This is a genomic window from Actinomyces sp. B33, assembly GCF_028437565.1.
In the GTDB taxonomy this organism is placed as follows: Bacteria; Actinomycetota; Actinomycetes; order Actinomycetales; family Actinomycetaceae; genus Pauljensenia.
In genome coordinates, this window is sequence record NZ_JAMRYR010000004.1 from 150,546 (window position 1) to 176,078 (window position 25,533).

Here is a 25,533-nt window from a genome sequence, read left to right on the forward strand (position 1 = left end):
GTCAGTTCTCCTTGCCGATGAGGGACACGAAGGCGTCCTGGAAGGACAGGGGAGCGCTCTCGACGCCCGCCGAGACGGCGGCGTCGAGGGTGCGCGGGGAGGCGTCGGCGATGCGGATCTCGGCGAGTCTGCCCAGGGGGCGCTCGGAGAGGATTCGGGCGTGCGGGTCGGCGTCGACGAGGCGCCGGATGGTCGCGGGATCGCCGATGAGGGCGATGACGCGCGAGACCAGGTCCCCGGCGTTCAACGTCGACACGACCCTGCCCGCGGAGAGGATGACGACGTGCTCGATGAGGGATTCGAGTTCGGAGACGAGGTGGCTGGCGATGACGACGGTCCGGGCCCCGTCGGCCTCGGCGTTGACGCGGATGATCTCCTCGGCCAGGGCCATGCGCGTCGGCACGTCGAGGGATCCGGTCGGCTCGTCGAGCAGGGTGAGCGGCGCCCCCGAGGCCAGGGCGATCGAGGTGATGAACAGGGAGCGCTGCCCCTGCGAGCGCCGTCCGAGGCCCCCTCGGGCGGCCAGGGAGAAGCGCTCGGCGAGGCGGGTGAAGATCGACTCGTCCCATGTGGGGCGCAGCCGGGCCGCTCGCAGGACCGAGGCGGCCCGGGCGCTGGAGAAGTCGCGGTCGATGCCGACGCAGATGCTGCGGGCGGCCCGCTCCTCCCGGTCGATCTCGGCGCCGGAGAAGAGGATCCGTCCGGAGGTGGGGGCCAGGCGCCCGGAGAGCGCGGTGAAGAGGGTCGTCTTGCCCGAGCCGTTGGGGCCGATGACGCCGGTGATCGAGCCTTCGGCGATGTCGAGGTCGACGCGGTCGAGGGCGGGGGCCTTCTGGCGGGGGTACCTGTGGGTGAGGGAATCGATGCGGATCATCAGTCCTCCTGGTCGGTCGATGAGGGGGCGCTCGTCACGGAGCGGATGTGGGCGATGAGATCGTCGGCGCTCAGGCCCAGGGCGAGGGCGTCGCGGACGACGGGGGTGAGGGTCTCGGTGAGGAATCCGTCGCGGCCGGCGGCCCGGAGGCGCTCGCGGGCGCCGGCCGCGACGAACATGCCGATGCCGCGCCGCTTGACGAGCAGGCCGTCGTCGACGAGGTGGGCGAATGCCTTGGCGGCCGTGGCCGGATTGATCCTGTAGGTCGTCGCGTATTGGGTCGTCGACATCACCTGGTCTCCTTCGTCGAGGGCGCCGATGAGGATCTGGTGTCGCAGGTCCTCGGCGATCTGGATGTAGATCGGTGTCGGGGAGTCGAATTTCATGATCACCTCCTCAGTGGTTAACTACATGACTAATGAACCACTGAAGTTTGCTCCTGTCAACCCCTCCGGGCCCACGAGTGTGCACCGGCATGCGTTTCGGCGGCCCTACGAGCGATTTCACCGGAGAAAACGCGCCGAGAAGCATCGCCGTGCACACAAAGGGGGCGGGCCGTCAGGCCCGCCCCCTTCCCCGCGTCACCGGGCGAAGACCGATGTGCGCGAGGGGATGCGCTCGTTGAGGAACTCATCGAACAGGGCCGTCACCTGATCCGACTCGATGAGGAACCCATCGTGACCGTGATCGGAATGGATCTCCCGGTAGTACGCCCCGGAGATCCCCGCCGCCATCTGCCACACCTGCTCGGGGAAGAACAGGCGGTCCGAGTCCACCGCGACGACGAGCGTGCGGGCCGTCACCCGCGACAGCGCTTCGCGTACCCCTCCCCGGTCGCGCCCCACGTCGTGGGTTAGCAGGCACCGGCACAGGGCGACGTACGACCCCGCGTCGAAACGGCGGACGATCTTGTCCCCGTGGTAGTCCAAGTACGACTCGACGGCCAGCCGTCCCCCGCGCAGCGGATCCTCGCCCCCCTGGGGGAGGCGCCCGAAACGGGCGTCGAGCTCGCCGGGGGAGCGGTACGTCGTATGAGCGATCTGCCGGGCCAGGGCCAGGCCCGCGGCCGGCCCCTCCTCCTCGCCGTGGTAGTCGCCCCCCTTCCATCGCGGATCGAGTTCGATCGCGCGGATCTGCGCATGCGTCCACGCGGCCTGCTCGGCGGTCGTCTGCGCGCCCGAGGCGACGACGATGAGCCGCTCGACCCTGTCCGGGTAGGAGACCGCCCACTCGACCGCCCGCTGCCCCCCGAGGGAGGCCCCGATGACGGCCGACCACACGTCGATCCCGAGGAGATCGGCGAGCCTGGCCTCGGCCCTCACCTGGTCCCGCGTCGAGACAACGGGGAAGCGCGAGCCCCACGGCCGCCCATCCGGGGCGAGCGATGAGGGCCCCGTCGACCCCAGGCACCCGCCGAGGACGTTGACCGCGACGACGTAGTGCCGATCCGTGTCGACGACCCTGCCCGGCCCGACGACGTCCCCCCACCAGCCGGGCGTCGGCTGGCCCGGGCCGGCGTCGCCGAGCACGTGGGCGTCGCCGGTCAGGGCATGAAGGATGAGGACCGCGTTCGACCGGGCCTCGTCCAGCTCCCCCCAGGTCTCGTAGGCGAGACGAACGGAGTCGAGGGTCCGGCCGTTCTCCAGGCGCAGCGACCCCAGGTCGGCGAAGAGCCGCGAAGCGACGGGGTCGCCCTCGTGCCAGCCGCCGGAGACGGGGACCGGGGGCGGAGCGGGCGGGGTCATCGGGTCCCTCCCGCTCAGCCGGCGGCCTCGACGGCCCGGGCGGCCGCGGCGAAGCCGGTGTCCAGGTCGGCGAGGATGTCGTCGATGTGCTCGATGCCGATGGACAGGCGCACCGTGCCCGGCTCGATCCCGGCGGCCAGGAGCTCATCGCCGGTCAGCTGCGAGTGCGTCGTCGAGGCCGGGTGGATGACGAGGGACTTCGCGTCGCCGATGTTGGCGACGATCGGCAGGAGTTCGAGGCCGTCGGCGAAGGCCCTGCCGGCCTCGTACCCGCCGGAGATGACGAAGGACAGCAGGCCGGACGCGCCCAGGGGGGAGTACTTGAGCTGGAGGGCGTGGTGGGGGGAGGACTCCAGGCCGGCGTAATTGACCGACTCGACGCCCGGGTGCTCCTGGAGGAAGCGGGCGACGGCCAGGGCGTTGTCGCTGTGGCGCTGGACGCGCAGGGAGAGGGTCTGGATGCCCTGCTCGATGAGGAACGCGTTGAAGGGGGAGGTCACGGCCCCCAGGTCCCGGTTGATGAGGGTCTGGATGCGCAGGAGGAAGGCGAGGTTGAGGCCGAGGGCGCCGTCGGGGCCGAAATCCCGTGCGTAGACGATCCCGTGGTAGGACTCGTCGGGCTCGGTGTAGAGGGGGAAGCGCTCGGGGTGGAGCCCGAAGTCGAAGTTCCCCGAGTCGACGACGGCGCCGGCGATGGCGGTGCCGTGCCCGCCGAGGTACTTGGTGGCGGAGTGGATGACGATGTCGGCCCCCCACTCGATGGGGCGCACGAGGTAGGGGGTGGCGACGGTGTTGTCGACGACGAGGGGGACGCCGATCTCGTGGGCGACGGCGGCGATCGGCTCGATGTCGAGGATGTCGCCCGTGGGGTTGGGGATCGTCTCCCCGAAGAAGGCAATGGTCCGCTCGTCGGCGAGGACGCGCCACTGCTCGGGGTCGCGGGGGTCGGAGACGAAGCGGGTCTCGAACCCGAGGCGGCCGAGCGTGTTCTTCAAGAGGATGAGCGATCCACCGTACAGGGAGGGGGAGGCGACGATGTTCGATCCCGCCTGCCCGAGGGCCAGGACGGTCAGGGCGAGGGCGGATTGCCCCGAGGAGACGAGAAGGCCGCCGACGCCGCCCTCGAGGGCGGCGATCCGGCTGCCGACGACGTCGGTCGTCGGGTTGGTCAGCCGGGTGTAGATGGGGCCGAGCTCGTTGAGGGCGAAGCGGGCGGCGGCCTGGTCGGAGTCGGCGAAGGCGTAGGAGGTGGTCTGGTGGATCGGCAGGGAGGTGGCGCCCGTGGCGGGGTCGCGGTCCCATGCGGCGTGGATCTGCTTGGTCTCGAAGGACCAGTCGTCGGGGGTGCGGGTCATGGTGGCTCCTGGTGACTCATGGGTGGTCTGGTGGAGCGGGGGCGCAGTGGGGCGACGATTCTTACGCGGCCGCTGACGCCTCCGCCGGGCGGGGGCGGCGACTGCTCGCAGGGGGTGCGGGCAGTCAGCGGGGCATTCGCGCGAAGAACATGGCCTCCACGCTAGATGGGGGAGTGCGGGGCCGGATCGGGGTCCGGATCCTGGGATCGTGTGACGCGGACAGGTGCCGGGAGAGGGGGGACGGATGCGCCGCTCGGCGGCGAAGAACGGATGTGGCGGATGTTGCGAGTGTGGTTGATGTGAAGGAATTAAATGAATGGGGAATGTGTTGCGCGTGAGAAGACGCGTGAGCTAATCTCATGAGCAGTGCGTGTCCTCCTTGACAGGCATCAATTCCCCTCAACGACAGGTGCAGCAGTGACGATCAGGACTCAGTGGCGCACGGCGGGACGGACTCGAATCGGGGTCATCGCCCTCCTGGCGACCGCGGCGCTCGCGCTCCCCATAGCCGCCCAGGCCTCCCCCTCCCAGGACGACATCGCCCGGGCCCAGGCCGCCGAGGAGGCCGCCAAGCTCTCCGTCGCCCAGATCGAGGTCCGGCTCGCCTCCGTCACCGCCAACGCGACTACCGCGATGCAGCAGGCCCAGATCGCCGCCGAGGAGCTTAACGCGGCCCACCTCGCCCTCGGAGAGGCCACCGAGACCGCGGCCCAGGCCCGGGCCGACGCCGACAAGGCCCAGGCCGCCTTCGACGAGGGGCGCCGCGAGATCGCCTCCGTCGCTCAGACCGCGTACCGCGACGGGGCCTCCTCCCTCGATTCGCTCGCGCCCTACCTCAACGCCGACGGACTGCGCACCGTCGAGACCAAGCAGGCCTCGATCAACACCTTCGCGACCTCCGCCGATGCGAAGATGCAGCGCGTCGCCGCCCTCGAACAGGTCGCCGACGTCATGCGCGGAGCCGCCGACTCCGCGCTCGCCGCCCAGGAGGAGGCGACCGCGGAGGTCCAGAGTCGCACCGACGCCGCCGAGGCCGCCGCCCAGTCGGCCCTCGCCCTCCAGCAGACGACCCAGGCCCAGCGCGAGGCGTACATCAGCGAGCTCGCGCGCAAGCAGAACACGACGGTCGAGCTCATCGAGCAGCGCGAGGCCGCCCTCGCCGCCGAGCGCCAGGCCGCCGCCGAGGCCGCCGCCCGAGCCGCCGCCGAGACGGCCTCTCCCGCCCCGGCCCCCGCGCCGTCTCCCGCTCCCGCCCCCGTGTCACCCGCGCCGGCCCCCGCCCCCGCGCCGGCCCCGGCCCCCACGCCGTCTCCCGCTCCCGCCCCTGCGGCCCCGTCGGGCGGTGCATCGGCGGCCATCGCCGCCGCGAAGACCTTCCTCGGCGTCCCCTACGTCTGGGCCGGGGAATCCTATTCGGGAGTCGACTGCTCGGGCCTGACGATGCTCGCCTGGGCGCAGGCCGGAGTCCACATCCCCCACCAGTCCCGCTCCCAGTACGCGCTCGGCGACTCGATCGGGGATTACGTTTCCATCAACTCGATGCAGCCGGGCGACCTGATCTTCTGGTCCTCCAACGGATCCTCCTCGGGCATCTACCACGTCGCCATCTTCCTCGGCGGCAACCAGATGATCGAAGCCCCCTCCCCCGGGCAGACCGTCCGCATCACGTCGATCTGGGGATGGAACCAGGTCATGCCCTACGCGGTTCGCCTCTGATCCCATCAGGCGACGCGCACGGACGGCCCCGATGGAGACTCCATCGGGGCCGTCGCCCTAGACGCTCAGTGGTGGCCGTGGGACGCCCGGTGATCCCGCAGGCGCTGATAGGAGCGGGTGATCTCCGCCTCGGCCTCCTCGCGGCCCACCCAGTGCGCGCCCTCGACCGACTTGCCCGGCTCCAGGTCCTTGTACACCTCGAAGAAGTGCTGGATCTCCAAGCGGTGGAACTCCGACACGTCGTCGATCTCCGTGCGCCACGAGGCCCGCTGATCCGCCGACGGCACGCACAAGACCTTGTCGTCGCCGCCCTTCTCGTCGCGCATCCGGAACATCCCCAGCGCCCGGCAGCGGATCACGCACCCGGGGAACGTCGGCTCGTCGAGGAGGACAAGGGCGTCGAGCGGATCCCCGTCCTCGCCCAGAGTGTCGTCGATGAACCCGTAGTCGTCCGGGTACCGCGTCGACGTGAACAGCATCCGATCCAGGCGGATCCGGCCCGTCTCATGGTCGATCTCGTACTTGTTGCGGTTCCCCTTCGGAATCTCAATGGTGACGTCGAAATCCACGGCGTGCTCCTTGGGTCGGCCGCGCGCTGCGCGGGTGTCGGGTCGGTGGCTCGGTGAGTCGCCGCTAGGGTGGAAGCAGACCTCCACTTCACGAAGGGACCCCCATGCGGCGACGGACTATGGCTGCGATTGTAAGCGCAGCGGCGCTGTCTCTCGGGCTCGCCGGCTGCGCGGGTCACAGCGGCCCCGCCCGAGCCGACCGCGCCGCCCCCGAATTCCCGGCCCTGCCCAGCCCCGCCCTCGCCGAGCCGACCCGGGCCGACGGCGACCCCGTCTCCGCCGCCGACGTCCGCGCCCTGTGGGACGAGGCGGCCGCAGCGGCGGCGCAGGGGCAGTGGACCGCGTGGGCGTCGGTCGTCGACGCCTCCACCGGCGAGGTCCTCCTCGACGATGGAGCCGCGACCCCCCGCACCCCCGCGTCCGTGACGAAGATCCTCACCGCATACACCGCGCTGACCCACCTCGACGCCACCGCCACGCTCACCACCGGCCTCAGCCTGTCGCAGACCACCGCCCACCTGTGGGGCGAGGGGGACCTGCTCCTGGCCGCCGGCGCCGGCGACCCCGACGCCGTCTCGGGGCGCGCCGGACTCGCCGACCTCGCTGACCTCGCCGCCCGGGAGCTCCGGGCCCGGGGCGTGGAATCCATCACCCTCGACTGGCAGCCCGACCCCTTCGACGGCGACTCCCGCCTGCCCGCCTGGCAGGCCCAGGACGTCCTCGGCTACGAAGGGCCCGTCGCGGCCCTCGCCATCGACGCCGGCCGGACCAGCCCCGGGGCCTACGACTTCTCCCAGGACCCCGCCGGCGACGCCGCCGCGGTCCTCGCCGACGCGCTCGCCGAGCGCGGGATCGCCGCGACCCTGGGCGGGCCCGCGGAGGCCCCGGAGGGCGCCGAGCAGATCGCCTCCGTCGAATCGGCGACCATCGGCCAGCAGATCCGGTGGATGCTCCACCACTCCGACAACACCGTCGCCGACCAGTACTGCCGCCTCGCGGCCCGAGCCGTGGGAGCACCCGCCTCCTACGCCGGCGCCACCGGCGCCCTGCGGAGCACCCTCGACGCCGCGGGGATCGACACCGCCGGACTGGCCCTCGACGACTGCTCGGGCCTGTCCTCCGACGACCGGCTGACCGCTCGGACCCTCGTCCAGACGATCCGCGCCTCGATGAGCGACATGGGCACCGACGCCGACGAACTCGTCCGCGCCCTCCCGTGGGCCGGCCTCCAGGGGACGATGGGCCGGCGCATGGTCGAGGGCCCGGCAGCGGGCAACGCCCAGGCCAAGACCGGATCCCTCGCCTCCGTCTCCTCCCTCGCCGGAGTCGTCTCCACCTCGACGGGCCGGCTCCTGATCTTCGCCGTCGGCAACGACGCCGTTCCCGACGACGCGGCCGCCCTCACCCGTCCGCACCTCGACGACTTCGTGGAAGGACTCGCCTCGCTGTGATCGACATGCCCCGGGAGGCCCGCGACGCCGCCCGACTCCTCGCCCTCATCACCCCCGCCGGCCCGCGGGCCTCGCGCACCGCCGCCCACGGCGTCGTCGCCCGCCTGCGGCGCGGCGTCCGCTGGGCCGACGAGCGCCTCGGCCCCCTCACCGGCCTCGACGAGGCGGCCGCCCGCGTCCGCGCGAGCCGGACCCTCGTCGTCGACCGCCACGGCGCCATGGCCGTCGTCGCCCGGGGTCTCGACGCCCGGGCGGACCGGCGCGGCCCCTCCTACGCGGCCTCCGCCGGCCTCGTCCTGCGGGCCGTCGCCGCCGAGGCCACCGCCCTGTGGGACCCGGCCGCCCCCGGGCGCATCCTCGTCGCCCCCAACGTCCTGTCCGCCGCCCACGACGACGCCCTCGACCTGTCCGACTGGTGCGCGTGGACCGCCCTGCGCGCCGGCCTCCTCGGCGTCCACCTCGAGCACGCCCCCCACCTCGTTCGCCGACTCGCCCGCGGCGCCGCCCGGCTGCCCGAGGGGCTCGACGATCTCCTCCGGCTCGTCCTCCTCCTCGATGCGCTCGCCGACGCCGAGATGAGCGTCCTGACCCCCGCCGACCTGCCCTCCGTCCGATGGCTGCGGACCCACCGGGCCGGAGCGGACCCCAGGGCCGCCCTCAGGGCCCTCGCCCCCCGCCTCGACCCCTCCGCCGCCGACGCCCTGCGCCTCGATGCCTCCCGGTTCGCCTCCGAGGCCCTCGCCCACGACCTGCTCCCCCGGCTCCTCGACTCCCCCGGGACATGGCCGACGGCCGCCGAATACGCCGATCCGACGGCCTGGAGGGCGCGTGTCTCCTGACGGCGCCCCCGGCGCCCGCCCCCGGACGGCGACCGAGGCGTCCCGCCTCGTCGGGGCCCGCCCGAGCGGCCCCCTCGCACGGATCTCCTTGGCCGTGCGCCGGGCCCTCGTCTCCTCCCGGCGCCCGCCCGCCTGCGTCCTCGTCGGGGTCTCCGGGGGCGCCGACTCCCTTTCCCTCGCCCTGGCCGCCATCGACGTCGGGAGCAGGAACGGAGTGCCCGTCCACTGCCTGACCGTCGACCACGGGCTGCGCCCCGACTCCGCCGAGGAGGCCCGCCGAGTCGCCGACCTGCTCGTCCGCCTCGGCGCCGACAGCGCCCGTACCGCCCCTGTGCGCGTCGACTCCGCCGGAGGGCCCGAGGCCGCCGCCCGCTTCGCCCGCCGACACGCCCTCGCCGCCCGCGCCGCGGACCTGTCCGACGGGACCGCCGTCCTCCTCGGGCACACGATGGACGACCAGGCGGAGACCGTCCTCCTGCGCCTGGCCCGCGGCTCGGGGACCGGCTCCCTGCGCGCCATGTCCCCCGACGCCGTCGACGAGGAGGGCCTGCGATGGATCCGCCCCCTCCTCGGCGTCCGCCGCGCCGACACCCGGGAGGCCTGCCGCCAAGCGGGCCTGGCCTGGGTCGACGACCCGACGAACCTCCCCGACGGGCCGTGGAGGGCCGCCGACGGCACCGCGCTGCGGCGCGCCGCCGTGCGCGCCCGGGCCCTGCCCGCCCTCGCCGACGCCCTCGGCGTCGACCCCGTCCCCGCCCTCGCCCGCACGGCCGCCCTCGCCGCCCGCGACGACGACGCCCTCGACGCCCTCGCCGGCGCCGCCTGGCGGACGGCGGTCGATGCCGACCCGGCCGGCGCCCCCGTCGTCCCCGTCGCCGACCTCGCGGGGCTCCCCCCCGCCGTCCTCTCCCGGGTCCTGCGCCGTATGCTCCTGGTCGCCGGAGCCCGGCCCTCGGACCTGTCCGCCGCGCACATCGACCGGGCCCGCGACCTCGTCTCCGACTGGCACGGGCAGGGGCCCGTCGACGCCCCCGGCGCCCGACTCGCCCGCGAGGGCCATGGATCCGGGGCCCGCCTCGTCGCCCGACGAGCCCCCGCCCCGCCCCCTGTTCGCCCTGCGTGAGAAGATCCGCCCCGCGTCGCGGCCGGGCCCGCGCGTGTGGCACGCTAGTGATGCTCACGCCCCGCCCCACCCGGCGGGGTCCGTCGATGAGAGAAGAGGGCCGCGTGGACGCCACCGACATGGGCGACAGCCTCCAAGACGTACTCGTCACCGCCGAGCAGATGGATCAGCGCCTCGACGAACTCGCCGCCCAGATCGACGGCGACTACGCGGGCAGGGAGGTCCTCCTCGTCGGAGTCCTGCGCGGCGCCGTCATGGTCATGGCCGACCTGTCGCGCAAGCTCCACACCCCCCTGCAGATGGACTGGATGGCCGTCTCCTCCTACGGGTCGGGCACGAAGTCCTCCGGGGTCGTGCGCATCCTCAAAGACCTCGACCAGGACGTCACCGATCGCCACGTCCTCATCGTCGAGGACATCATCGACTCGGGGCTGACCCTCTCGTGGCTGCGCGCCAACCTCCTGTCGCGCGGCGCCGCCTCCGTCGAGATCGCCACCGCCTTGCGCAAGCCCAAAGCCGTCAAGGTCGCCGTCGACGTCAAATACGTCGGTTTCGAGATCCCCGACGAGTTCGTCGTCGGCTACGGACTCGACTACGACGAGCAGTACCGCCACCTGCCCTTCATCGGCACGCTGGCCCCCCACGTCTACGAGAACTGAACGCCGGCGCACAGCGCCGAGTCGAACGAGCCGAAGAAGAAGGAGTGTCGTGGCTGAAAACGTCAAGAAGAGACGGATCAACTGGGCGTGGATCATGGTCCCGCTCGTCGTCCTCATGGCCGGGGGATGGTTCGTCTGGCAGACCTTCCAGCCGCGCGCCGTCGACACCTCCGAGGGCCTGGGGATTCTGGCCTCCTCCCCCTCGGTCGAACGGGTGATCCTCAACGAGGGCACCCAGCAGGTCAACCTCGTCCTCGCCGAGCCCTACACCCACCAGTCCACCGGCCTGGGCGACCGAACGGCCGAGCTGGGCACCAACATCTACTTCACCTACTCGTACACGCAGACCGAGGACATCCTCAGCGCCGTCGAGAAGGCCCAGCCGGGGCGCGGGTGGAACGCCTACCGCCCCCAGGCGTCGATGCTGTCGACCCTCGCCCAGATGCTCCTGCCCCTCCTCCTGCTCCTCGTCGCCTTCTGGTTCATCATGGGGCGCCTCTCCGGGTCGCGGATGATGGGCGCCTTCGGCCAGTCCAAGGCCAAGGAGTTCAACCAGGAGCGCCCGGACGTCACCTTCGCCGACGTCGCCGGCGAGGACGAGGCCGTCGAGGAGCTCGAGGAGATCCGCGAGTTCCTCTCGTCGCCGGAGAAATTCCACCGGGTCGGGGCTCGCATCCCGCGCGGCGTCCTCCTCTACGGCCCCCCGGGAACCGGCAAGACGCTCCTCGCCAAGGCCGTCGCCGGCGAGGCCCACGCGCCGTTCTTCTCGATCTCCGGCTCGGAGTTCATGGAGCTGTACGTCGGCGTCGGCGCCTCGCGCGTCCGCGACCTGTTCGAGCGCGCGAAGAAGAATGCTCCGGCGATCATCTTCGTCGACGAGATCGACGCCGTCGGGCGCCACCGCGGCAGCGGCATCGGCGGGGGCAACGACGAGCGCGAGCAGACCCTCAACCAGCTCCTCGTCGAGATGGACGGCTTCGACGAGCGCGCCAACGTCATCCTCATCGCCGCGACGAACCGGCCCGACATCCTCGACCCCGCGCTTCTGCGGCCCGGACGCTTCGATCGGCAGATCGCCGTCGAGGCGCCGGATCTCAAGGGCCGAGAGGCGATCCTCAAGGTCCACGCCTCCGGCAAGCCGATGACCGACGATGTCGACCTCGTCCAGATCGCCAAGCGGACCCCCGGCTTCACCGGCGCGGACCTGGCGAACGTCCTCAACGAGGCGGCCCTGCTCACCGCCCGCTCGAACGCCGATCTCATCGACAACCGCGCCATCGACGAGGCCATCGACCGGGTCATCGCCGGCCCGCAGAAGCGCACCCGGGTGATGAACGACCACGACAAGGCCGTCACCGCCTACCACGAGGGCGGGCACGCCCTGGCCGCGGCGGCGCTGCGCTACACGGACCCGGTGACGAAGGTGACGATCCTGCCGCGCGGACGGGCCCTCGGCTACACGATGGTCATGCCGACCGAGGACCGCTACTCGAAGACCCGCAACCAGCTCCTCGACGACCTCGTGTACGCGATGGGCGGGCGCGTCGCCGAGGAGCTCGTCTTCCGCGACCCGTCGACCGGACCGGCCAACGACATCCAGCAGGCCACCAAGACGGCCCGCGCGATGGTCGCCGACTACGGCATGTCTGAGCGCGTCGGCATGGTCAAGCTCGGCACGACCGACACCGAGGCCTTCGGCCACGGATCGGGGGCCGAGGCCCGCGGCTTCTCCGATGAGACCGCCGCGATCATCGACGACGAGGTGCGGCGCCTGCTCGATCACGCGATGCGCGAGGCGTGGGAGATCCTCACGCGCAACCGGGACGTCCTCGACCGCCTCGCCGAGCGCCTCCTCGAGGAGGAGACCCTCGACGAGGCCCAGCTCGCCGAGATCTTCGCCGATGTGCGCAAGCAGGACGAGCGCCCCGTGTGGAACCTCAACGCCGACGCCGCCGTCCCCGGCGCGCTCCTCGGCCATCCCGTCGCCGCGGCCCGCGCCGAGGAGCCCCCGACGGCCCCGCCGCCCGCGATCGAGGCGGACCCGACCGACGGCGGGGCCGCCTGATGGCCTACGACGCCGCAGGGGTCGCCAAGGCCAGCCGAGACCTGCTCGTCGCCATCGGCGAGGACCCCGACCGGGAGGGCCTGGCCGGCACCCCGGACAGGATGGCGCGCGCCTGGCGCGAGCTCCTCGCCGGGCTGGACGAGGACCCCCGCGACCACCTGCGCACCCAGTTCCACGAGGGCACCGACGAGCTCGTCCTCGTCCGCGACATCGGGTTCCACTCGGTGTGCGAGCACCACCTCCTGCCGTTCCACGGGCGCGCCCACGTCGGCTACATCCCCCGCGGGGGCGTCGTCACCGGCCTGTCGAAGCTCGCGCGCGTCGTCGAGGGCTATGCGCGCCGCCCCCAGGTCCAGGAGCGCCTGACCGCCCAGATCGCCGACGCCGTCGCCGAGGTCCTGCGCCCCCAAGGCGTCATCGTCGTCCTCGAGGCCGAGCACATGTGCATGTCGATGCGCGGCATCTCCAAACCCGGGTCGTCGACCGTGACCTCGGCGCTGCGCGGCATCATGAACGACGCGACGACCCGATCCGAGATGATGGCGCTCGTCCTGGGAGGGCGCCGCTGATGACGATCCCCCAGCCGACCCTGCCCCGGGGCATCGCCCTCCCCGACGACGTCACCCGCCCCCCGGGGCGCACGTGCGTCATGGGGATCCTCAACGTCACCCCCGATTCCTTCTCCGACGGCGGGCGATGGGCCGACGCCTCGGCGGCCCTGCATCACGCCCGGGGGATGACCGCCGTCGGCGCCGACCTCGTCGACGTCGGCGGGGAGTCGACCCGCCCGGGGTCCACGCGGATCGACTCCGACGAGGAGTGGGCCCGCATCGGGGGCGTCGTCGGCGCGCTGGCCGACTCCGGCGTCGTCGTCTCCGTCGACACTCTCCACGCCGACACCGCCGCGCGCGCCGCGCGGGCGGGCGCGGCCATCATCAACGACGTGTCCGGGGGCATGTGGGATCCGGCGATGAACGACGCGGTCGCGGGCTCCGGCTGCGCCTACGTCATCCAGCACTACCGGGCCCTTCCGGGGGGTCCTGGGGAGTCCTTCGACTACGGCGCGGATCTCGTCGGGGCGATCCTCGAGCGCCTGGCCGGTCAGATCGACCGGGCCTTGACCGCCGGCGTCGCCCGCGACAGGATCATCATCGACCCGGGGTTGGGGTTCTCCCTGACGTCCGATCAGTGCCGGGAGATCGTCGCGTCGATGGGGCGGCTGACGAGCCTCGGGTACCCTGTGCTCATCGGGGCCTCCCGCAAGCGGTTCGTCGCCGAGGAGGGCCCGGATACGGATGCGACGACCGAGCGGATCACGCGCGCATGCGCGGCCGCGGGGATGTGGGGCGTGAGGGTGCACGACGCGGCCCGCAACGCGCGAGCGGTCCGCGGGGGCCGGGCGGAGGGGGAATGACGGGAGTGACGGGCCGATTCGATCGGATCACCCTGAGCGGGCTGCGCGCGCACGGGGTTCACGGCGTCCTGCCGCAGGAGCACCGCGGCACTCAGCCCTTCACCGTCGACGTCGTCGTGCTCCTCGACGCCTCGCGCGCCGCCGTCAGCGACGACCTCGGCGACACCGTGTCCTACGCGGAGCTCGCCGATGAGGTCGTTGAGATCATCTCGGGTCCGTCCGTCCGCCTCATCGAGACCCTCGCCTACCGGATCGCCGACCGGATGCTCGCCCACGGGGGGGCCCTGGGCGTGGAGGTCACCGTCCACAAGCCCGAGGCCCCGATGGGCCGGGCGTTCTCCGACGTGGCCGTCACGGTGCGGCGCGGTCAATGGGACGAGTCGGACGACGAGCCCGTGCGCGCCCCCGTCGCCGCCGCCGGGCGCGCGTGCTCTTCTGCGTCTGATTCCGCTGATTCCGCCGGCGCCGACGATCGGGGGGATCGGTCGCGCCCGGGGCGCGGCTCGTCGCCGCAGACCCCCTCGGAGCCGTCGGCCGCCCCGGGCCCGTCGCGCGCGTTCCCCCGGATCGGGGCCGCCTCCGAATCGGAGCGGCCGGCGCCGGTCCTTTCGGAGCCGTCGGCCGGTGCCGGAGCGCGAGCAGCGGAGCAGCCGGCGGTCGAGCGCGCCGCGGTCCTCGCCCTGGGCGCCAACCTGGGGGACGCCCCGACGACCTTGAAGAGCGCCGTTTCCGCCCTCATCGACACTCCCGGGATCGACGTCGACGAGGTCTCCCCGATCCTGCGGACCCGCCCGGTGCTCCGGCCGGGCCAGGCCGCCCAGGACGACTATTGGAACGCCGTGGTCCTCATCCGCACCCGCCTGGAGCCCCGTGAGCTCCTCGCCGTCGCCCACCGGATCGAGGCCGATCACGGCCGCGTCCGCCTCGAGCGGTGGGGCGCGAGAACCCTCGACATCGACCTCGTCCAGGTCTCGGGCGTCGTCTGCGACTCCCCGGAGCTCACCCTGCCGCATCCGCGGGCGCGATCCCGGGCCTTCGTCCTCGCCCCGTGGGCGATGGCCGACCCGGATGCGGTCCTCGAGGGCAGGGGCCGAGTCGTCGACCTCCTCGAGCTGACGAGCGACCGCGAGGGGATCGTCGACGCCGTCGACGACTGGCTCGACGCGCCGGACACGATCGTCGCCGAATCCGATGCCCTCCTGGCCGGTCGGTGTTCCGCACCGGTCGGGCCCCCAGCCGTCGACGGGGCCGGTCCGATCGACTCCCCGGCGGCGGGGCCGCGGATGGGGCGGCGCTCGACGAGCCGCCTCGACCTCGTGCCCGACGCATCGCGTAGCGCCCTGACGCCGGCCAGCGCGGGGAACGATCTCGTGTGGCGGCGACTGTGGGAGCGCTGGGCCTCGACCCCCGTGGAGGATCAGGGTACCGGGCCGGGACCCGCGAGGGCCGGGGAGGATCGCGGACGATCGGATGAGGCAGCCGACGGCATCGATCCGCGCGGCGGCCGAATCGATGCCGGCTCGACCGCGTCGCGCAGCGCCTTGGCCCCGGCCGGCGTGGGGGACGATCTTGTGTGGCGGCGACTGTGGGAGGATCGTGCCTCGACCCCCGTGGAGGATCGGGGCGCCGGTGCCGGTCCCTCGCCCCTGGTGGAACCGGCCTCGTCCCGACCCGCCGGCGCATCAGCGAGCGTTCGCTTCGATGCGGCGACGAACGCGGTCGTCGTTCCTCCTGCGCGCCCCGCAGCCGATGATGAGCCCCCCGTCGAGGCCCCAGCCTCCGTCGAGTACCCCCTCCGTCCCTCCTCGGATGTCGAGCACGCCGAACAGGACCGGTCGCGAGCGCGGGAGGCCCAGAACGGGGCCGGCGACGCGCCTGAGGGGTCCGCCCCGCGCCGTCCCCGGTGGAGGCCCGTATTCGGGGCCCCGGCGGACGAGGGCGAGACCGGCGCTCCGGCACCGCGGACCGCGACCTATCCCGAGGCCTTCATCGCCACCGGGAGCGACGACCCCGAGGACCCGGTTCAGGCGCCTGGGCGCCCCTCCCGTCTGCCCCAGTGGAATTTCTCCCGGGAGCCCCTCCGGATCGTCGACGACGGCCCGGATGATGACCCCGCCCCCCGCCGCCAGTCGGTCCTCGACCCCGCCCTGCGCCAGAGCATCGAGACCGCCCCGGTCCACGACGACGAGACGACCCGGACCGGGCTGCTGCGCAAGGTCGTCGTCCGGCCGACGACGACCGGGCAGATGCCGATCGTCAAGGAATCCGGCTCCTGATGAGACCGGTCGCCATCGCCTCCCTTATCGGCATCTGCCTGGCCGTCGGGGTCCTCGCCGCGATCCTGACGGGCGTCACCATCGTCCTGGGCGGGAGCCCGCTGGCCGTCACCCCCCTCCTCGCAGTGCTCCTCCTCGTCCTCGCCGCCCTCCTGTGGTGGGCGGGCTCGCACGTGCGCAGGTACCGGGCGAAGAAGCCGACATGGGTCGACGGCCCCACCGCCATGCGGATCGCCGTCATCGCCCGCGCGTCCGCCTACGTCGGCGCCGGAGTCGCCGGAGCGCTCCTGGGCAGCGCCGGGGCCGGCCTCATGCGGGTCGGCGCCGACGCGGTCCTTTTGACGATCGTCGCGTCGACGTTGACGGCCATCGCCTCGGTCGTCTGGTCGGCGCTCGGGGTCCTCGTCGAGCGCTGGTGCCTCGTCGACCCCCGCGACGATGACGGCCCCGAATCGACGGACGCGGCCGCCAGCCCCGCCTAGACGGTAGGCATCTAGCGATTTCCCCGGAAAACGAAATTCTCGGCCTGTTTTTGGTGGGAAATGTTCGTTTTCGGGGGAAGAGTGGGGAAGTGCTTCGGCGCTCTGCACGGTCCCAGCCGCGCGTCCGCTTCCCGCCCGGGACCGGCGCCCGGTAGCGTCGGAGCGTGAGCCCCCGACAGACCCGACCGACGTCGACCGGCCCGCGCACCCCCGGACGCGGACCGAGCCGACAACCCCGGAAGAAGCGCCGAAACCCCTGGCCCCGCAGGATCATCACCGGCTCGGGACTGCTCGCGGTCGTCGCCGTGCTGGTCTGGGGCGCTGTCGCGGCCATCGGGGCCCTGGCCGGTTCCCGGACCCCCGAGGACGCCCAATCCGCACAATCGGCTCCGCCCGTCGAACGCGATCCGGCCTCCGACCTCTACGGGCTGGCGGCGGGCGAAGAGCTCACCGCTGATGGGATCGTCGACGCGACCGGTTCCGTGAGGGTCCCCGACTGCCCGGTCTCCGTCCTCTCCCTCGACGCGCAAGCGTCCGCGACGCAGGCGGGCTCGCCGGTCCCGATCACGACGACGATCCGCAACCAGGGGAGGAGCGCCTGCCTGCTGTCCCTCGATCGGGCGGGGCTGACCGTGACGACGGGGGATCTCCTCGTCTTCGACTCGTCGCGCTGCGAGGACGGGGCCGCCGACCCCACGCGGCTCCTCCTCGACCCCGGGGCGGAGTGGACGGGACCGGTGTCGTGGGACGGGACCGTCCACGACAGCGGGTGCGGGGCCGCTTCATCGGGGGCGGCGGCCGAGCCGGGGACCTACCGGGCCTCGATCATCCTCGGCCAGCGGACGAGCGGCGCTTCCTCGGGAGGGGCCGACGCCGCTCAGAGCACGGGAACCGCGGGCCCGGGCGCGCAGGGGCAGCGGGAGACGTCGGGCGCGGGGCCCGAGGCGTCCGTCGTCTTCGAGCTCCTCCCGGCACCGGCTCCCGTCGAATCCGCCCAGAGCTGACCGGGCGGGGCCGCCCGACCCCGGCGCCGAGAGCCGCGACGCCTCCGGTCCGCCGCGGGCGCCGGCCCGCGATCCTCCCGCGCGTCGAACGGGCGGCTCACCATCCGACGATGCCGTTGGCCGCCATCTGCGCCTGATGCTCGAGATTCTCGTGGATCAACGCCGCCCGATACGGGCCGATCCCCTCGACGCTCTGGAGGTCCTCCAGGCTGGCGGCCCGCAGGTCCGCCAGGGTCTCCCACCGCGAGGACACGTCCTTGATGACGCTCCACGGCAGGTGCGGGACGAGGGACAGCGCCCGGATCCCCCGGGGCTGGATGTCCCGATCGAGGTCGGCGACCTCGAAGACGCCGAGCCCGAGGATGTTCGCGATGGCCGCCAGATCGACGATCTTCTCGCCGCCGAGCTCGCTCAGACGGCGATCGACCGCGCCGACGTCCGACTGGTCGCGCACGTAGTCGCGCATGACGAGGGCGCGCTCGGAGGCCGAGCCGCGGATGAGGTCGTCGACCTGGAGGGCCAGGAGGCGCCCCTCGGAGCCGAGCTCCTCGAGATAGCCGTTGATCTCGGAGGTGATCCGCCGGATCATCTCCATGCGCTGAATGACGGTCGCGACATCGCGAACCGTCGCAGAATCGCGGATCTCGAGGACCGTCAGGGTCTGGAGGACCTCGTCGAGGCGCTGGCTGTACCGGTCGAGCGTGTCGACCGCGAGATTCGCGCGGGCCAGGAGGGCCTCGGGCTCCTCGACGAGACGGTGGTACTCGCCGACGTACACGGAGATCATCCGCATCGAGGCCGACAGGGACAGGACCGGCAGATGCGTGTGGCGGGCCGTGCGCTGAGCGGTCCGGTGGCGCATGCCGGACTCGTCGGTCGGGATCGACGGATCGGGCAGGAGCTGGACGTTCGCCTTGCGGATGCGCCACGCCTGGGTGTCGATGACGACCGCGCCGTCCATCTTGCACAGCTCCCGCAGGCGCGACGCCGTGAACGGGACGTCGAGATCGAACCCACCCGAGCAGATGTCCTCGACCTCGGGGGCGGACCCCAGGACGATGAGCGCGCCCGTGTGGGACCGCTGGATCCGCTCGAGGCCCTCGCGCAGGGCCGTCCCGGGCGCGACCATTTGAAGGGCCTCGCGCAGGGTCGCCTCATCGGAGTCCATCATCGCCTCAGTCGAGAGCACCGGCGCCTCCTCCTCATCGGTACGGGTCGCGACGACAACGAGTTTACGGCAGCGCGACGCGGATCGCGGACGCGAGGTCCGAGACGGTGAACACGGTGATCCCATCGACGCCGCGCAGCTCCTCGGCCCCTTGGGCGGGGACGAGAGCGGCGGAGAACCCCAGGCGCGCCGCCTCCATCAGCCGACGCTGGACGCCCGTGCAGGCGCGGATCTCGCCCGTCAGCCCGATCTCCCCCATGGCGACGAGCGAGGGCCGAGGGGGGCGTCCCTTGAGCGCCGACACGATGGCGACCGCCATCGCCAGGTCCACCGCCGGCTCCGTCGTCCTCGCCCCGCCGACCGTCGAGACGTAGACGTCCAGATCCGAGCAGTCCGCGCCCACGCGCGCCTGGAGGACCGCCAGGAGCATCGCCACCCGCGAATGATCGACCCCCGACGTGGTCCTCCGGGCCGATCCACCGCCCGAGGGCGCCACGAGCGCCTGCACCTCGGTCGGCATCGGGCGCCGGCCCTCCAAGGAGACGGTGACGCACGTGCCCGGGACGTCCCGCGGCGCCTGCGACAGGAACACTCCCGACGGGTCCTCCAGCCCCCGGATCCCCGAGTCCATGAGCTCGAAGCACCCGACCTCGTCCGTGGGGCCGTAACGGTTCTTCACCGCGCGCAGCAGCCGCAGGCGCGAATGGCGCTCGCCCTCGAACTGGCAGACGACGTCGACGAGGTGCTCGAGGACGCGGGGGCCGGCGATCCCCCCGTCCTTCGTCACGTGCCCGACGAGGAGCACCGGCAGATCGCGCTCCTTGGCGGCCCGGATCAGCCCGGCCGCCACCGCCCGCACCTGCGCGACACCCCCCGCCCCGCCGTCGACCCCCGACGACTGGAGGGTCTGCACGGAGTCGACGATCACCAGCGACGGGCGGACCGCCTCGATGTGCCCGAGGACGGTCCCCAGGTCGTTGTCATCGGCCAGGAGCAGGCGGTCGTCGACGGCGCCGATCCTCTCGGCCCGCGACTTCACCTGGGACGAGGACTCCTCGCCGGTGACGTACAGGACGGGGCCGGCCCCCCGCGCCGACTGCCGCGCCGCCCGGGCCGCGACGTCGAGGAGCAGCGTCGACTTGCCGACGCCCGGCTCGCCCGCGAGGAGGACGACGGCCCCGGGGACGATCCCACCCCCGAGGACCCGATCGAGCTCCCCGACGCCCGTGGGACGCGACCGCGCCCGCTCCCCGTCGACGCTGCCGATCGGCAGGGCCGGGCGGCGAGGAGCGACGACCGCGGGCGCCCCGTGACCGCCCGCCCCGGGTCCGGCCTCGTCGAGCGTGCCCCACGCCCGGCACTCGCGGCACTGGCCGATCCACTTGGGGGACGCCCACCCGCATTCGGAGCACCGGTACGTCGTCTGATTCTTCGCCATGCCCCCACCGTATCGGGGGCCGTGGGCGTCTGCGGACGGCGGGGCTCCCCCGGAACCGCGAGGCCCCGGCCGTCGAGCGGCCCTACGGGCGGTTCGCGAAGTGCTCGAGCAGGCGCGCGTCCCCCGAGACGATGATGACGTCGTCGGCGTGGATCCGCGTCGACGCGTCCGAGTACTCGAAGCTCGACCCCGGGCGCTGGACGGCCAGGACGTTGACCCCGTAGCGGCCCCGCAGATCGAGGTCGTCGAGGGTGAAGCCGTGGACCTCCTTGGGCGGGCGCAGCTTCATGATGGCGAACCCGTCCTTCTCCATCTCGATGTAGTCGATCATCCGCCCGCCGACGAGGTGGGCGGTGCGCTGGCCGGCGTCGAACTCCGGGTAGATCACGTGGTGGGCGCCGATCCTGCGCAGAATCCGCCCGTGCTCGCGCGACGTCGCCTTCGCCCAGATCGACGAGATCCCCAGGTCGACGAGGTTCGCCGTGATGAGGACCGACGCCTCCAGCGAGGACCCGACGCCGACGACCGCCGAGCGGAACTCCCGGGCGCCGAGCTGCTCGAGAGCCTCCGTGCTAGTCCCGTCGGCCTCGACGAGGGGGAAGCGGCCGGCGAACGCCTGGACCCGCGACGGAGACTTCTCCACCGCGAGGATCTCGTAGCCGAGCTTGTCGAGGGTGACGCCGACGGCCGCGCCGAAGCGCCCCAACCCGATGACGAGCGTGCCCGACGCGAGGTCCTTGTCTTCTCCAGCCATGACCCCATTGTCCCATCTCGGCGCCGATGACGGGCACGAGCCCGCGCCGACCGCCGGCCGACGGCGCGCGGAGGCCGCGCAGGAGTCCGGCGGCGGCCCGGGAGCCGGTGACCGCTCGCCGCGGTCAGCCGATGATCGGGCGCTCCTCGGGCATGCGGATCACGCGCGAGCGCTCGCGCAGGGCCAGCGCGGCGGCCACCGTCATCGTCCCCGTGCGGCCGGCGAACATGAGGCCGATGAGGACGTACTTGCCGACGACCGGCAGATCCGCGGTGATCCCCACCGACAGGCCGACGGTCGCGAAGGCCGACACCGTCTCGAAGAGAATCGAGTCGAGCGAGTAATCGGTGATCGTCAGCAGGAGGACGACGGCCACGGCGACCATCGCCAGACCCAGGAGGGACACCGCGACCGACAGGCGCACGACCGACGGCGGGATGCGCCGGCCGAAGGACTCGATGTCCTGATCGCCGCGGGCCTCGGCGACGACCGCGAGGACGAGGACCGCGAAGGTCGTCACCTTGACGCCCCCGGCCGTCGACGCCGAGCCGCCGCCGATCATCATGAGGATCACCTGGACGAAGTGCGTCTGGGAGTGCATCGCCCCGACGTCGAGCGCCGACAGCCCCGACGAGCGCGAGTTCACGCCGGCGAGCAGCGAATTGAGGATCTTCGAGGGGGTGTCGAGGCCCCCGAGGGTCGCCGGGTTCGTCCACTCCGTCGCCGCGAGCATGATCGCGCCGACGAAGACGAGGACGAGGTAGACCGACAGGGTGAGCTTCGTGTGAAGCGACCACTTGATCGGCGTGCGCCACCGGGCCGACAGGTCCTGGACGACGGGGAAGCCGATCGCGCCGACGAAGGTGCCCACGACGATCGGGACGATCATCCACCAGTCGTGGACGTGGGGGGCCAGGCCCCCGTCCATGATGAGGAAACCGGCGTTGTTGAACACCGAGATCGACATGAACGCGGCCTCCCGCACCGCCTCCGCCGGAGTCTCGCCGAGCGAGAGGAAGCGCGGGAGGAAGACGGCGAAGAGGATCGCCTCGCCGGTCAGGGAGGCGGCGATGACGGCCTTGATGAGGCCGGTGATCTGGCCCATCGAGTCCGCGCCCGTCTCCTGGGCGGCGAGCATCCGCTGGGTCAGCCCCAGGTGGCGGGACACCGCGAAGCCGAGGATTGACGCGAGCGTCATCACCCCCAGGCCGCCGATCATGATGCCCAGGGCGATGACGCCCTGCCCGAAGGGAGTCCAGGAGGTGGCGGTGTCGACGGTGGTCAGCCCGGTGACGCACACGGCGGACACGGCGGTGAAGAGGACGTCGACGAAGGGGATGGGCCGCGCCGAGGCCGAGGCGATCGGCAGGCACAGGAGCGCGGTGACCACAGCGATGATCAGGGCGAAGACGCCCAGGGCCAGTCGGGCCGGCGAATAGCGGGCCTGACGGATCATCCACCCCTTGACGGCGGCCAGGCGCGAGTCGTCGAGGATGACGCGGGCGTCGGCGTCGGCGGTGATGACGGGGCGGACGACGGGGGAGGGGCCGCCGGGCAGGCCGTCGGGGACGGAGTGGCCGAAGGGCGTCTTGTCGGCGGGGTCGCGCGGCGTCGGCCGCCCTGTGGAGCGGCGAGGCGCCCCGCGTCTGCGGGGCGCGGGGGAGGAGTCCATGGTGCTCACTCCTTGTCGGGTCGGGTCTTCGTCGCGAGGCGCGCCCCTCATCGTAGGCGCCGTCGGGTCCGCATCGGATCCGGGTGGCGGAAAATTGCCTCGAGGGCGGTCCGGGGCACTACTATGGGTTCGAGGCCTGAGTAAGTCGCGGACGATCGGTTCCGGGCGCCTCGTGAGTCAATCCCTGGGAGTCGTCGATGGATCAGCAGTCCGCACCGCGCTTCATGACGGTTTCCGAAGTGGCGGACATCATGCGGGTCTCGAAGATGACCGTGTATCGGCTGATCCACTCCGGGCAGATGCCGGCGATCAGGGTGGGCAAGAGCTTCCGGGTCCCCCAGGCCGCCGTCGCCCAGCTCATCGAGTCGGGTCTGGTCGACCACTCCGATGATCGGATCGCGGGCATCGGCGGGTAGGATGTGCCCGCCAGGCCCTCGCGGGCATGAGACAGACACGCGGTAGGACCTCTGCCGCACGACACCACCACTACGAGGGAGGAACCCCATGGGCTCCGTCATCAAGAAGCGCCGCAAGCGCATGGCCAAGAAGAAGCACCGCAAGCTGCTGCGCAAGACGCGCCACCAGCGTCGCAACAAGAAGTGACCCGCACGGGGCCCGGCCGATCGGCCGGGCCCCGAGTCGCAGGGGCGCCGCCTCCGGCCCGCCCCCGTAAGCGCCCCCGGAGGAGGCGACCGCCCCGACAGGCGGGAGCCGCCCCCACCAACCCCGGGAGGCCCCTCGTCGTCGCCCCTCTCCCTCGACCGCGACGCCGCGGCCCCGTCCGCGCCCCGGGGGCCGGCGAGGGGCGAGGACCGGCCCCTCGGGCGCATCGGACGCCCTCGGCCCCCGGTCCTCCCGTGGCACACTGAGCCCATGGAAACGACGACGATCCACGTCATGCGCCACGGCGAAGTCGACAACCCCGCGGGCGTCCTCTACGGGCGCCTCCCCGGATTCGCCCTGACGGAGCTCGGAGTCGCGATGGCCCACCGGGCCGCCGAATACCTCACCGGCATCGGCGCCGACATCGCCGATGTCACCGCCTCCCCGCTCCTGCGCGCCCGGATGACGGCCGCCCCCACCGCCCGGGCCTACGGCCTCGACATCGGATCGGACGCGCGCCTCATCGAGGCCGACAACGTCTTCGAGGGGATGGCGATCAACGCCGACCGGTCGATCCTCGTGCGCCCCTGCGCGTGGCGCAACTACGGCAACCCCTTCAAGCCCTCATGGGGCGAGCCCTACGCGGACATCGCCTCGCGGATGAGCGCCGCCGTCTCCGCCGCCCTGCGACGGGCGCGCGGCCGCGAGGCCCTCCTCGTCTCCCACCAGAACCCGATCACCACCCTGACCCGGTTCGCCCGACGCCAATCCCTCGCCCACATGCCCTGGGCCCACCACTGCGCCCTCGCCTCGATCACGTCCTTCCGATTCGCGGGGGCCACCCTCGTCGGCATCGACTACGCCGAGCCCGCCGCCGACCTCGTCGCCCGGGCCAAGGACATGACTCCGGGGCGCACCGCCGCCGCCGTCAAGCGCTGAACGGCGCGGGACGGCCGATCACCCCTCCCGCGAGCCCCCGTCCTCGTCGCCCTCCGGGGCCGCCGGACGATCGGGCCCCGCCGGGTCCGCGTCGGCGCCCGTCGGCCCGTTCGACTCGTTCGCCGCCCGGCCGGCCTCCTCGCGCCGACGCCGCTGGAGGTCGCGCTCGAGGCGGAAGAGGAAGTCCGGGTCGTCGTCGGGGGCGGTCGGGCGGGCCGGGGGCCGCGGACGGGTCCCGCGCGAGCCGAAGATCGGGCCCCGGGCGCCGTCGGCCTCGGCGGAGGCGAGGATCCGCAGGCTGATCCAGGCGAGCGCCCCGGCGGAGAACATCGGGATCGTCAAGATGATGACGAGGAGCCACAGGGGCTTGGGCAGGCGGCCCGGGGAGTCCTCCTCCGGGGTCCGCGACCAGTCGGCCACCGCGTAGACGGTGACGGCCACCCAGACGACGACGGCGAGGATCCTGATCATTGCCGCAGTCTACGTCGTCGGATCAGGCGATGCTCAGGAGCGTCGCCGCTGCCGCCCCCCACGCGAAGAGGTAGAAGCCGGTGTCGCGCAGCGCCGGGATCAGCGCCCGGCCCGTCGCCCCCGTCAGCACCGGGCGCAACGGGACGGCGGCGCCGGCGGCCGCGACGACGCTGGCCGCGACCCCCGTCCACAGGGGCAGGCCGACGGCGACGGGCAGGACGCCGAGGGCGACGACGCACGCGGCCAGGCACGCGGCGTAGGCGGCGCGCGAGCCCCGCTCGCCCAGCCGAACGGCGACGGTCTTCTTGCCCGCCTCCCGATCGGTCGGGATATCGCGGATGTTGTTGACCATGAGGAGGGCCACCGACCCGAGGCCCAGGGCGCTCGCGGCCATCCACAGCCACCACGGCGCCTGCGGCGTCTGCGTCCACGTCGTGCCGACGCACGCCATGAGCCCGAAGAACACGAATACCATGAGCTCCGACACGCCCACGCCCATGTAGCCGTAGGGGGAGCGCCCTCCCGTGTAGAACCAGGCGGCGACGACGGCGGCCGCCCCGGCGAGGAGCAGCCACCACTGGCCCGACCAGGCGACGAGCGCCAGGCCGGCGGCCCCCGCGACGGCGAAGCAGCCGAGGGCCGCCGCGAGCACCATCCGCGGGGCGGCTAGGCCCCCGCCCGTCAGGCGCGCGGGACCCGCCCGGTGGGCGTCCGTCCCCCGGACGCCGTCGGAGTAGTCGTTCGAGTAGTTGACGCCGACCTGCAGGGCGAGCGCCACGATCAGGGCGAGCCCGGCCCGCCCCGCCGATAGGCCCTCGAGGTGGTGGGCGGCGGCGGACCCCACGAGGACGGGGGCGACGGCCGCCGGCAGGGTCCGCAGGCGGGCGCCCCCGATCCAGTCCTTCGCGGTCGCCAC

The 25,533-nt window shown here is 72.9% G+C and carries 25 protein-coding genes; 14 read left to right on the forward strand and 11 right to left on the reverse strand.

Translation table 11 applies throughout. From position 1 onward, the window contains the following. Position 1: 1 nt before the first annotated feature. The 4 genes from M3T53_RS07240 to M3T53_RS07255 form a co-directional block, all read right to left on the reverse strand. Positions 2-874: an ATP-binding cassette domain-containing protein gene (locus M3T53_RS07240; RefSeq protein WP_272433833.1), complete on the reverse strand. Its 873-nt coding sequence runs from the start codon at positions 872-874 to the stop codon at positions 2-4. Beyond that, positions 874-1,260 carry a GntR family transcriptional regulator gene (locus M3T53_RS07245; protein WP_272433834.1) on the reverse strand — a complete coding sequence of 129 codons (387 nt, stop codon included), beginning with the start codon at positions 1,258-1,260 and terminating at the stop codon, positions 874-876. The genes M3T53_RS07240 and M3T53_RS07245 overlap by 1 nt, the downstream gene beginning before the upstream one ends. Positions 1,261-1,455: 195 nt before the next feature. After that, on the reverse strand, positions 1,456-2,619 hold the full coding sequence (metX, locus tag M3T53_RS07250) for a homoserine O-acetyltransferase MetX (RefSeq protein WP_272433835.1): 1,164 nt from the start codon (positions 2,617-2,619) through the stop codon (positions 1,456-1,458). Between the two features lie 14 nt (positions 2,620-2,633). Further along, a complete protein-coding gene (locus M3T53_RS07255; RefSeq protein WP_272433836.1) occupies positions 2,634-3,974 on the reverse strand; it encodes an O-acetylhomoserine aminocarboxypropyltransferase/cysteine synthase family protein in 1,341 nt (446 codons plus the stop codon). Between the two features lie 423 nt (positions 3,975-4,397). Between M3T53_RS07255 and M3T53_RS07260 the strand changes: the two genes are divergently transcribed. Next, on the forward strand, positions 4,398-5,690 hold the full coding sequence (locus M3T53_RS07260) for a C40 family peptidase (RefSeq protein ID WP_272434037.1): 1,293 nt from the start codon (positions 4,398-4,400) through the stop codon (positions 5,688-5,690). A 65-nt stretch (positions 5,691-5,755) separates the two neighbouring features. On the opposite strand, the gene M3T53_RS07265 is transcribed toward M3T53_RS07260, so the two are convergent. After that, positions 5,756-6,259, reverse strand: coding sequence for an inorganic diphosphatase (locus tag M3T53_RS07265; protein ID WP_272433837.1), 504 nt, complete (start codon positions 6,257-6,259; stop codon positions 5,756-5,758). 119 nt (positions 6,260-6,378) lie between these two features. On the opposite strand from M3T53_RS07265, the gene dacB reads away from it, so the two are divergent. The 10 genes from dacB (at position 6,379) to M3T53_RS07315 (ending at position 17,572) form a co-directional block, all read left to right on the forward strand. After that, positions 6,379-7,710 carry a D-alanyl-D-alanine carboxypeptidase/D-alanyl-D-alanine endopeptidase gene (gene dacB, locus M3T53_RS07270; protein ID WP_272433838.1) on the forward strand — a complete coding sequence of 444 codons (1,332 nt, stop codon included), beginning with the start codon at positions 6,379-6,381 and terminating at the stop codon, positions 7,708-7,710. Between the two features lie 5 nt (positions 7,711-7,715). After that, positions 7,716-8,549 (forward strand): hypothetical protein, encoded by an 834-nt coding sequence (locus tag M3T53_RS07275; RefSeq protein WP_272434038.1) that lies wholly within the window; start codon positions 7,716-7,718, stop codon positions 8,547-8,549. Continuing rightward, complete coding sequence (gene tilS / locus M3T53_RS07280; RefSeq protein ID WP_272433839.1) at positions 8,539-9,672, forward strand: tRNA lysidine(34) synthetase TilS; 1,134 nt, start codon at positions 8,539-8,541, stop codon at positions 9,670-9,672. The genes M3T53_RS07275 and tilS overlap by 11 nt, the downstream gene beginning before the upstream one ends. Before the next feature lie 104 nt (positions 9,673-9,776). Continuing rightward, complete coding sequence (gene hpt, locus M3T53_RS07285; RefSeq protein WP_272433840.1) at positions 9,777-10,331, forward strand: hypoxanthine phosphoribosyltransferase; 555 nt, start codon at positions 9,777-9,779, stop codon at positions 10,329-10,331. A gap of 49 nt (positions 10,332-10,380) precedes the next feature. Then, positions 10,381-12,396: an ATP-dependent zinc metalloprotease FtsH gene (ftsH, locus tag M3T53_RS07290; RefSeq protein ID WP_272433841.1), complete on the forward strand. Its 2,016-nt coding sequence runs from the start codon at positions 10,381-10,383 to the stop codon at positions 12,394-12,396. Beyond that, positions 12,396-12,965, forward strand: coding sequence for a GTP cyclohydrolase I FolE (gene folE, locus M3T53_RS07295; RefSeq protein WP_272433842.1), 570 nt, complete (start codon positions 12,396-12,398; stop codon positions 12,963-12,965). The genes ftsH and folE overlap by 1 nt, the downstream gene beginning before the upstream one ends. Next, positions 12,965-13,810: a dihydropteroate synthase gene (gene folP, locus M3T53_RS07300; protein WP_442866939.1), complete on the forward strand. Its 846-nt coding sequence runs from the start codon at positions 12,965-12,967 to the stop codon at positions 13,808-13,810. Before folE ends, folP begins: the two co-directional genes overlap by 1 nt. Beyond that, positions 13,807-16,086, forward strand: a complete 2,280-nt coding sequence (folK, locus tag M3T53_RS07305) for a 2-amino-4-hydroxy-6-hydroxymethyldihydropteridine diphosphokinase (RefSeq protein WP_272433843.1) — start codon at positions 13,807-13,809, stop codon at positions 16,084-16,086. The genes folP and folK overlap by 4 nt, the downstream gene beginning before the upstream one ends. After that, on the forward strand, positions 16,086-16,568 hold the full coding sequence (locus tag M3T53_RS07310) for a DUF3180 domain-containing protein (protein WP_272433844.1): 483 nt from the start codon (positions 16,086-16,088) through the stop codon (positions 16,566-16,568). The genes folK and M3T53_RS07310 overlap by 1 nt, the downstream gene beginning before the upstream one ends. A 164-nt stretch (positions 16,569-16,732) precedes the next feature. Next, positions 16,733-17,572, forward strand: a complete 840-nt coding sequence (locus M3T53_RS07315) for a hypothetical protein (RefSeq protein ID WP_272433845.1) — start codon at positions 16,733-16,735, stop codon at positions 17,570-17,572. 97 nt (positions 17,573-17,669) lie between these two features. On the opposite strand, the gene disA is transcribed toward M3T53_RS07315, so the two are convergent. The 4 genes from disA to M3T53_RS07335 all read right to left on the reverse strand — a co-directional run bounded on the left by disA (position 17,670) and on the right by M3T53_RS07335 (position 22,604). Next, positions 17,670-18,740, reverse strand: a complete 1,071-nt coding sequence (gene disA / locus M3T53_RS07320) for a DNA integrity scanning diadenylate cyclase DisA (protein ID WP_272434040.1) — start codon at positions 18,738-18,740, stop codon at positions 17,670-17,672. A 64-nt stretch (positions 18,741-18,804) separates the two neighbouring features. Then, a complete protein-coding gene (radA, locus tag M3T53_RS07325) occupies positions 18,805-20,178 on the reverse strand; it encodes a DNA repair protein RadA (protein ID WP_272433846.1) in 1,374 nt (457 codons plus the stop codon). An 82-nt stretch (positions 20,179-20,260) separates the two neighbouring features. Further along, a complete protein-coding gene (locus M3T53_RS07330) occupies positions 20,261-20,932 on the reverse strand; it encodes a potassium channel family protein (protein ID WP_272433847.1) in 672 nt (223 codons plus the stop codon). 124 nt (positions 20,933-21,056) lie between these two features. Beyond that, positions 21,057-22,604: a TrkH family potassium uptake protein gene (locus tag M3T53_RS07335; RefSeq protein ID WP_272433848.1), complete on the reverse strand. Its 1,548-nt coding sequence runs from the start codon at positions 22,602-22,604 to the stop codon at positions 21,057-21,059. Positions 22,605-22,801: 197 nt separating this feature from the next. On the opposite strand from M3T53_RS07335, the gene M3T53_RS07340 reads away from it, so the two are divergent. The 3 genes from M3T53_RS07340 to M3T53_RS07350 all read left to right on the forward strand — a co-directional run bounded on the left by M3T53_RS07340 (position 22,802) and on the right by M3T53_RS07350 (position 24,146). Further along, positions 22,802-23,020, forward strand: a complete 219-nt coding sequence (locus tag M3T53_RS07340) for a helix-turn-helix domain-containing protein (RefSeq protein ID WP_272433849.1) — start codon at positions 22,802-22,804, stop codon at positions 23,018-23,020. 88 nt (positions 23,021-23,108) lie between these two features. After that, the gene (locus M3T53_RS07345; protein ID WP_003792170.1) at positions 23,109-23,207 is read left to right on the forward strand and encodes a 30S ribosomal protein bS22; all 99 of its coding nucleotides are present in this window, start codon (positions 23,109-23,111) and stop codon (positions 23,205-23,207) included. Positions 23,208-23,477: 270 nt separating this feature from the next. Further along, complete coding sequence (locus tag M3T53_RS07350) at positions 23,478-24,146, forward strand: histidine phosphatase family protein (protein WP_272433850.1); 669 nt, start codon at positions 23,478-23,480, stop codon at positions 24,144-24,146. Positions 24,147-24,164: 18 nt separating this feature from the next. Here the strand turns inward: M3T53_RS07350 and M3T53_RS07355 are convergent, their stop codons facing one another. Together M3T53_RS07355 and M3T53_RS07360 are read right to left on the reverse strand one after the other, a co-directional pair. Beyond that, positions 24,165-24,617 (reverse strand): phospholipase, encoded by a 453-nt coding sequence (locus M3T53_RS07355; RefSeq protein WP_272433851.1) that lies wholly within the window; start codon positions 24,615-24,617, stop codon positions 24,165-24,167. A 22-nt stretch (positions 24,618-24,639) separates the two neighbouring features. Beyond that, positions 24,640-25,533 carry a 1,4-dihydroxy-2-naphthoate polyprenyltransferase gene (locus M3T53_RS07360; RefSeq protein ID WP_272433852.1) on the reverse strand — a complete coding sequence of 298 codons (894 nt, stop codon included), beginning with the start codon at positions 25,531-25,533 and terminating at the stop codon, positions 24,640-24,642.

Coding starts and splice junctions, on each gene's coding strand:
- M3T53_RS07240 (WP_272433833.1), bottom strand. CDS start 874: ATGATCCGCATCGATTCCCTCACCCACAGGTACCCCCGCCAGAAGGCC.
- M3T53_RS07245 (WP_272433834.1), bottom strand. CDS start 1,260: ATGAAATTCGACTCCCCGACACCGATCTACATCCAGATCGCCGAGGAC.
- metX (WP_272433835.1), bottom strand. CDS start 2,619: ATGACCCCGCCCGCTCCGCCCCCGGTCCCCGTCTCCGGCGGCTGGCAC.
- M3T53_RS07255 (WP_272433836.1), bottom strand. CDS start 3,974: ATGACCCGCACCCCCGACGACTGGTCCTTCGAGACCAAGCAGATCCAC.
- dacB (WP_272433838.1), top strand. CDS start 6,379: ATGGCTGCGATTGTAAGCGCAGCGGCGCTGTCTCTCGGGCTCGCCGGC.
- M3T53_RS07275 (WP_272434038.1), top strand. CDS start 7,716: ATGCCCCGGGAGGCCCGCGACGCCGCCCGACTCCTCGCCCTCATCACC.
- folE (WP_272433842.1), top strand. CDS start 12,396: ATGGCCTACGACGCCGCAGGGGTCGCCAAGGCCAGCCGAGACCTGCTC.
- folP (WP_442866939.1), top strand. CDS start 12,965: ATGACGATCCCCCAGCCGACCCTGCCCCGGGGCATCGCCCTCCCCGAC.
- folK (WP_272433843.1), top strand. CDS start 13,807: ATGACGGGAGTGACGGGCCGATTCGATCGGATCACCCTGAGCGGGCTG.
- M3T53_RS07310 (WP_272433844.1), top strand. CDS start 16,086: ATGAGACCGGTCGCCATCGCCTCCCTTATCGGCATCTGCCTGGCCGTC.
- disA (WP_272434040.1), bottom strand. CDS start 18,740: ATGGACTCCGATGAGGCGACCCTGCGCGAGGCCCTTCAAATGGTCGCG.
- radA (WP_272433846.1), bottom strand. CDS start 20,178: ATGGCGAAGAATCAGACGACGTACCGGTGCTCCGAATGCGGGTGGGCG.
- M3T53_RS07330 (WP_272433847.1), bottom strand. CDS start 20,932: ATGGCTGGAGAAGACAAGGACCTCGCGTCGGGCACGCTCGTCATCGGG.
- M3T53_RS07335 (WP_272433848.1), bottom strand. CDS start 22,604: ATGGACTCCTCCCCCGCGCCCCGCAGACGCGGGGCGCCTCGCCGCTCC.
- M3T53_RS07340 (WP_272433849.1), top strand. CDS start 22,802: ATGGATCAGCAGTCCGCACCGCGCTTCATGACGGTTTCCGAAGTGGCG.
- M3T53_RS07345 (WP_003792170.1), top strand. CDS start 23,109: ATGGGCTCCGTCATCAAGAAGCGCCGCAAGCGCATGGCCAAGAAGAAG.
- M3T53_RS07350 (WP_272433850.1), top strand. CDS start 23,478: ATGGAAACGACGACGATCCACGTCATGCGCCACGGCGAAGTCGACAAC.
- M3T53_RS07355 (WP_272433851.1), bottom strand. CDS start 24,617: ATGATCAGGATCCTCGCCGTCGTCGTCTGGGTGGCCGTCACCGTCTAC.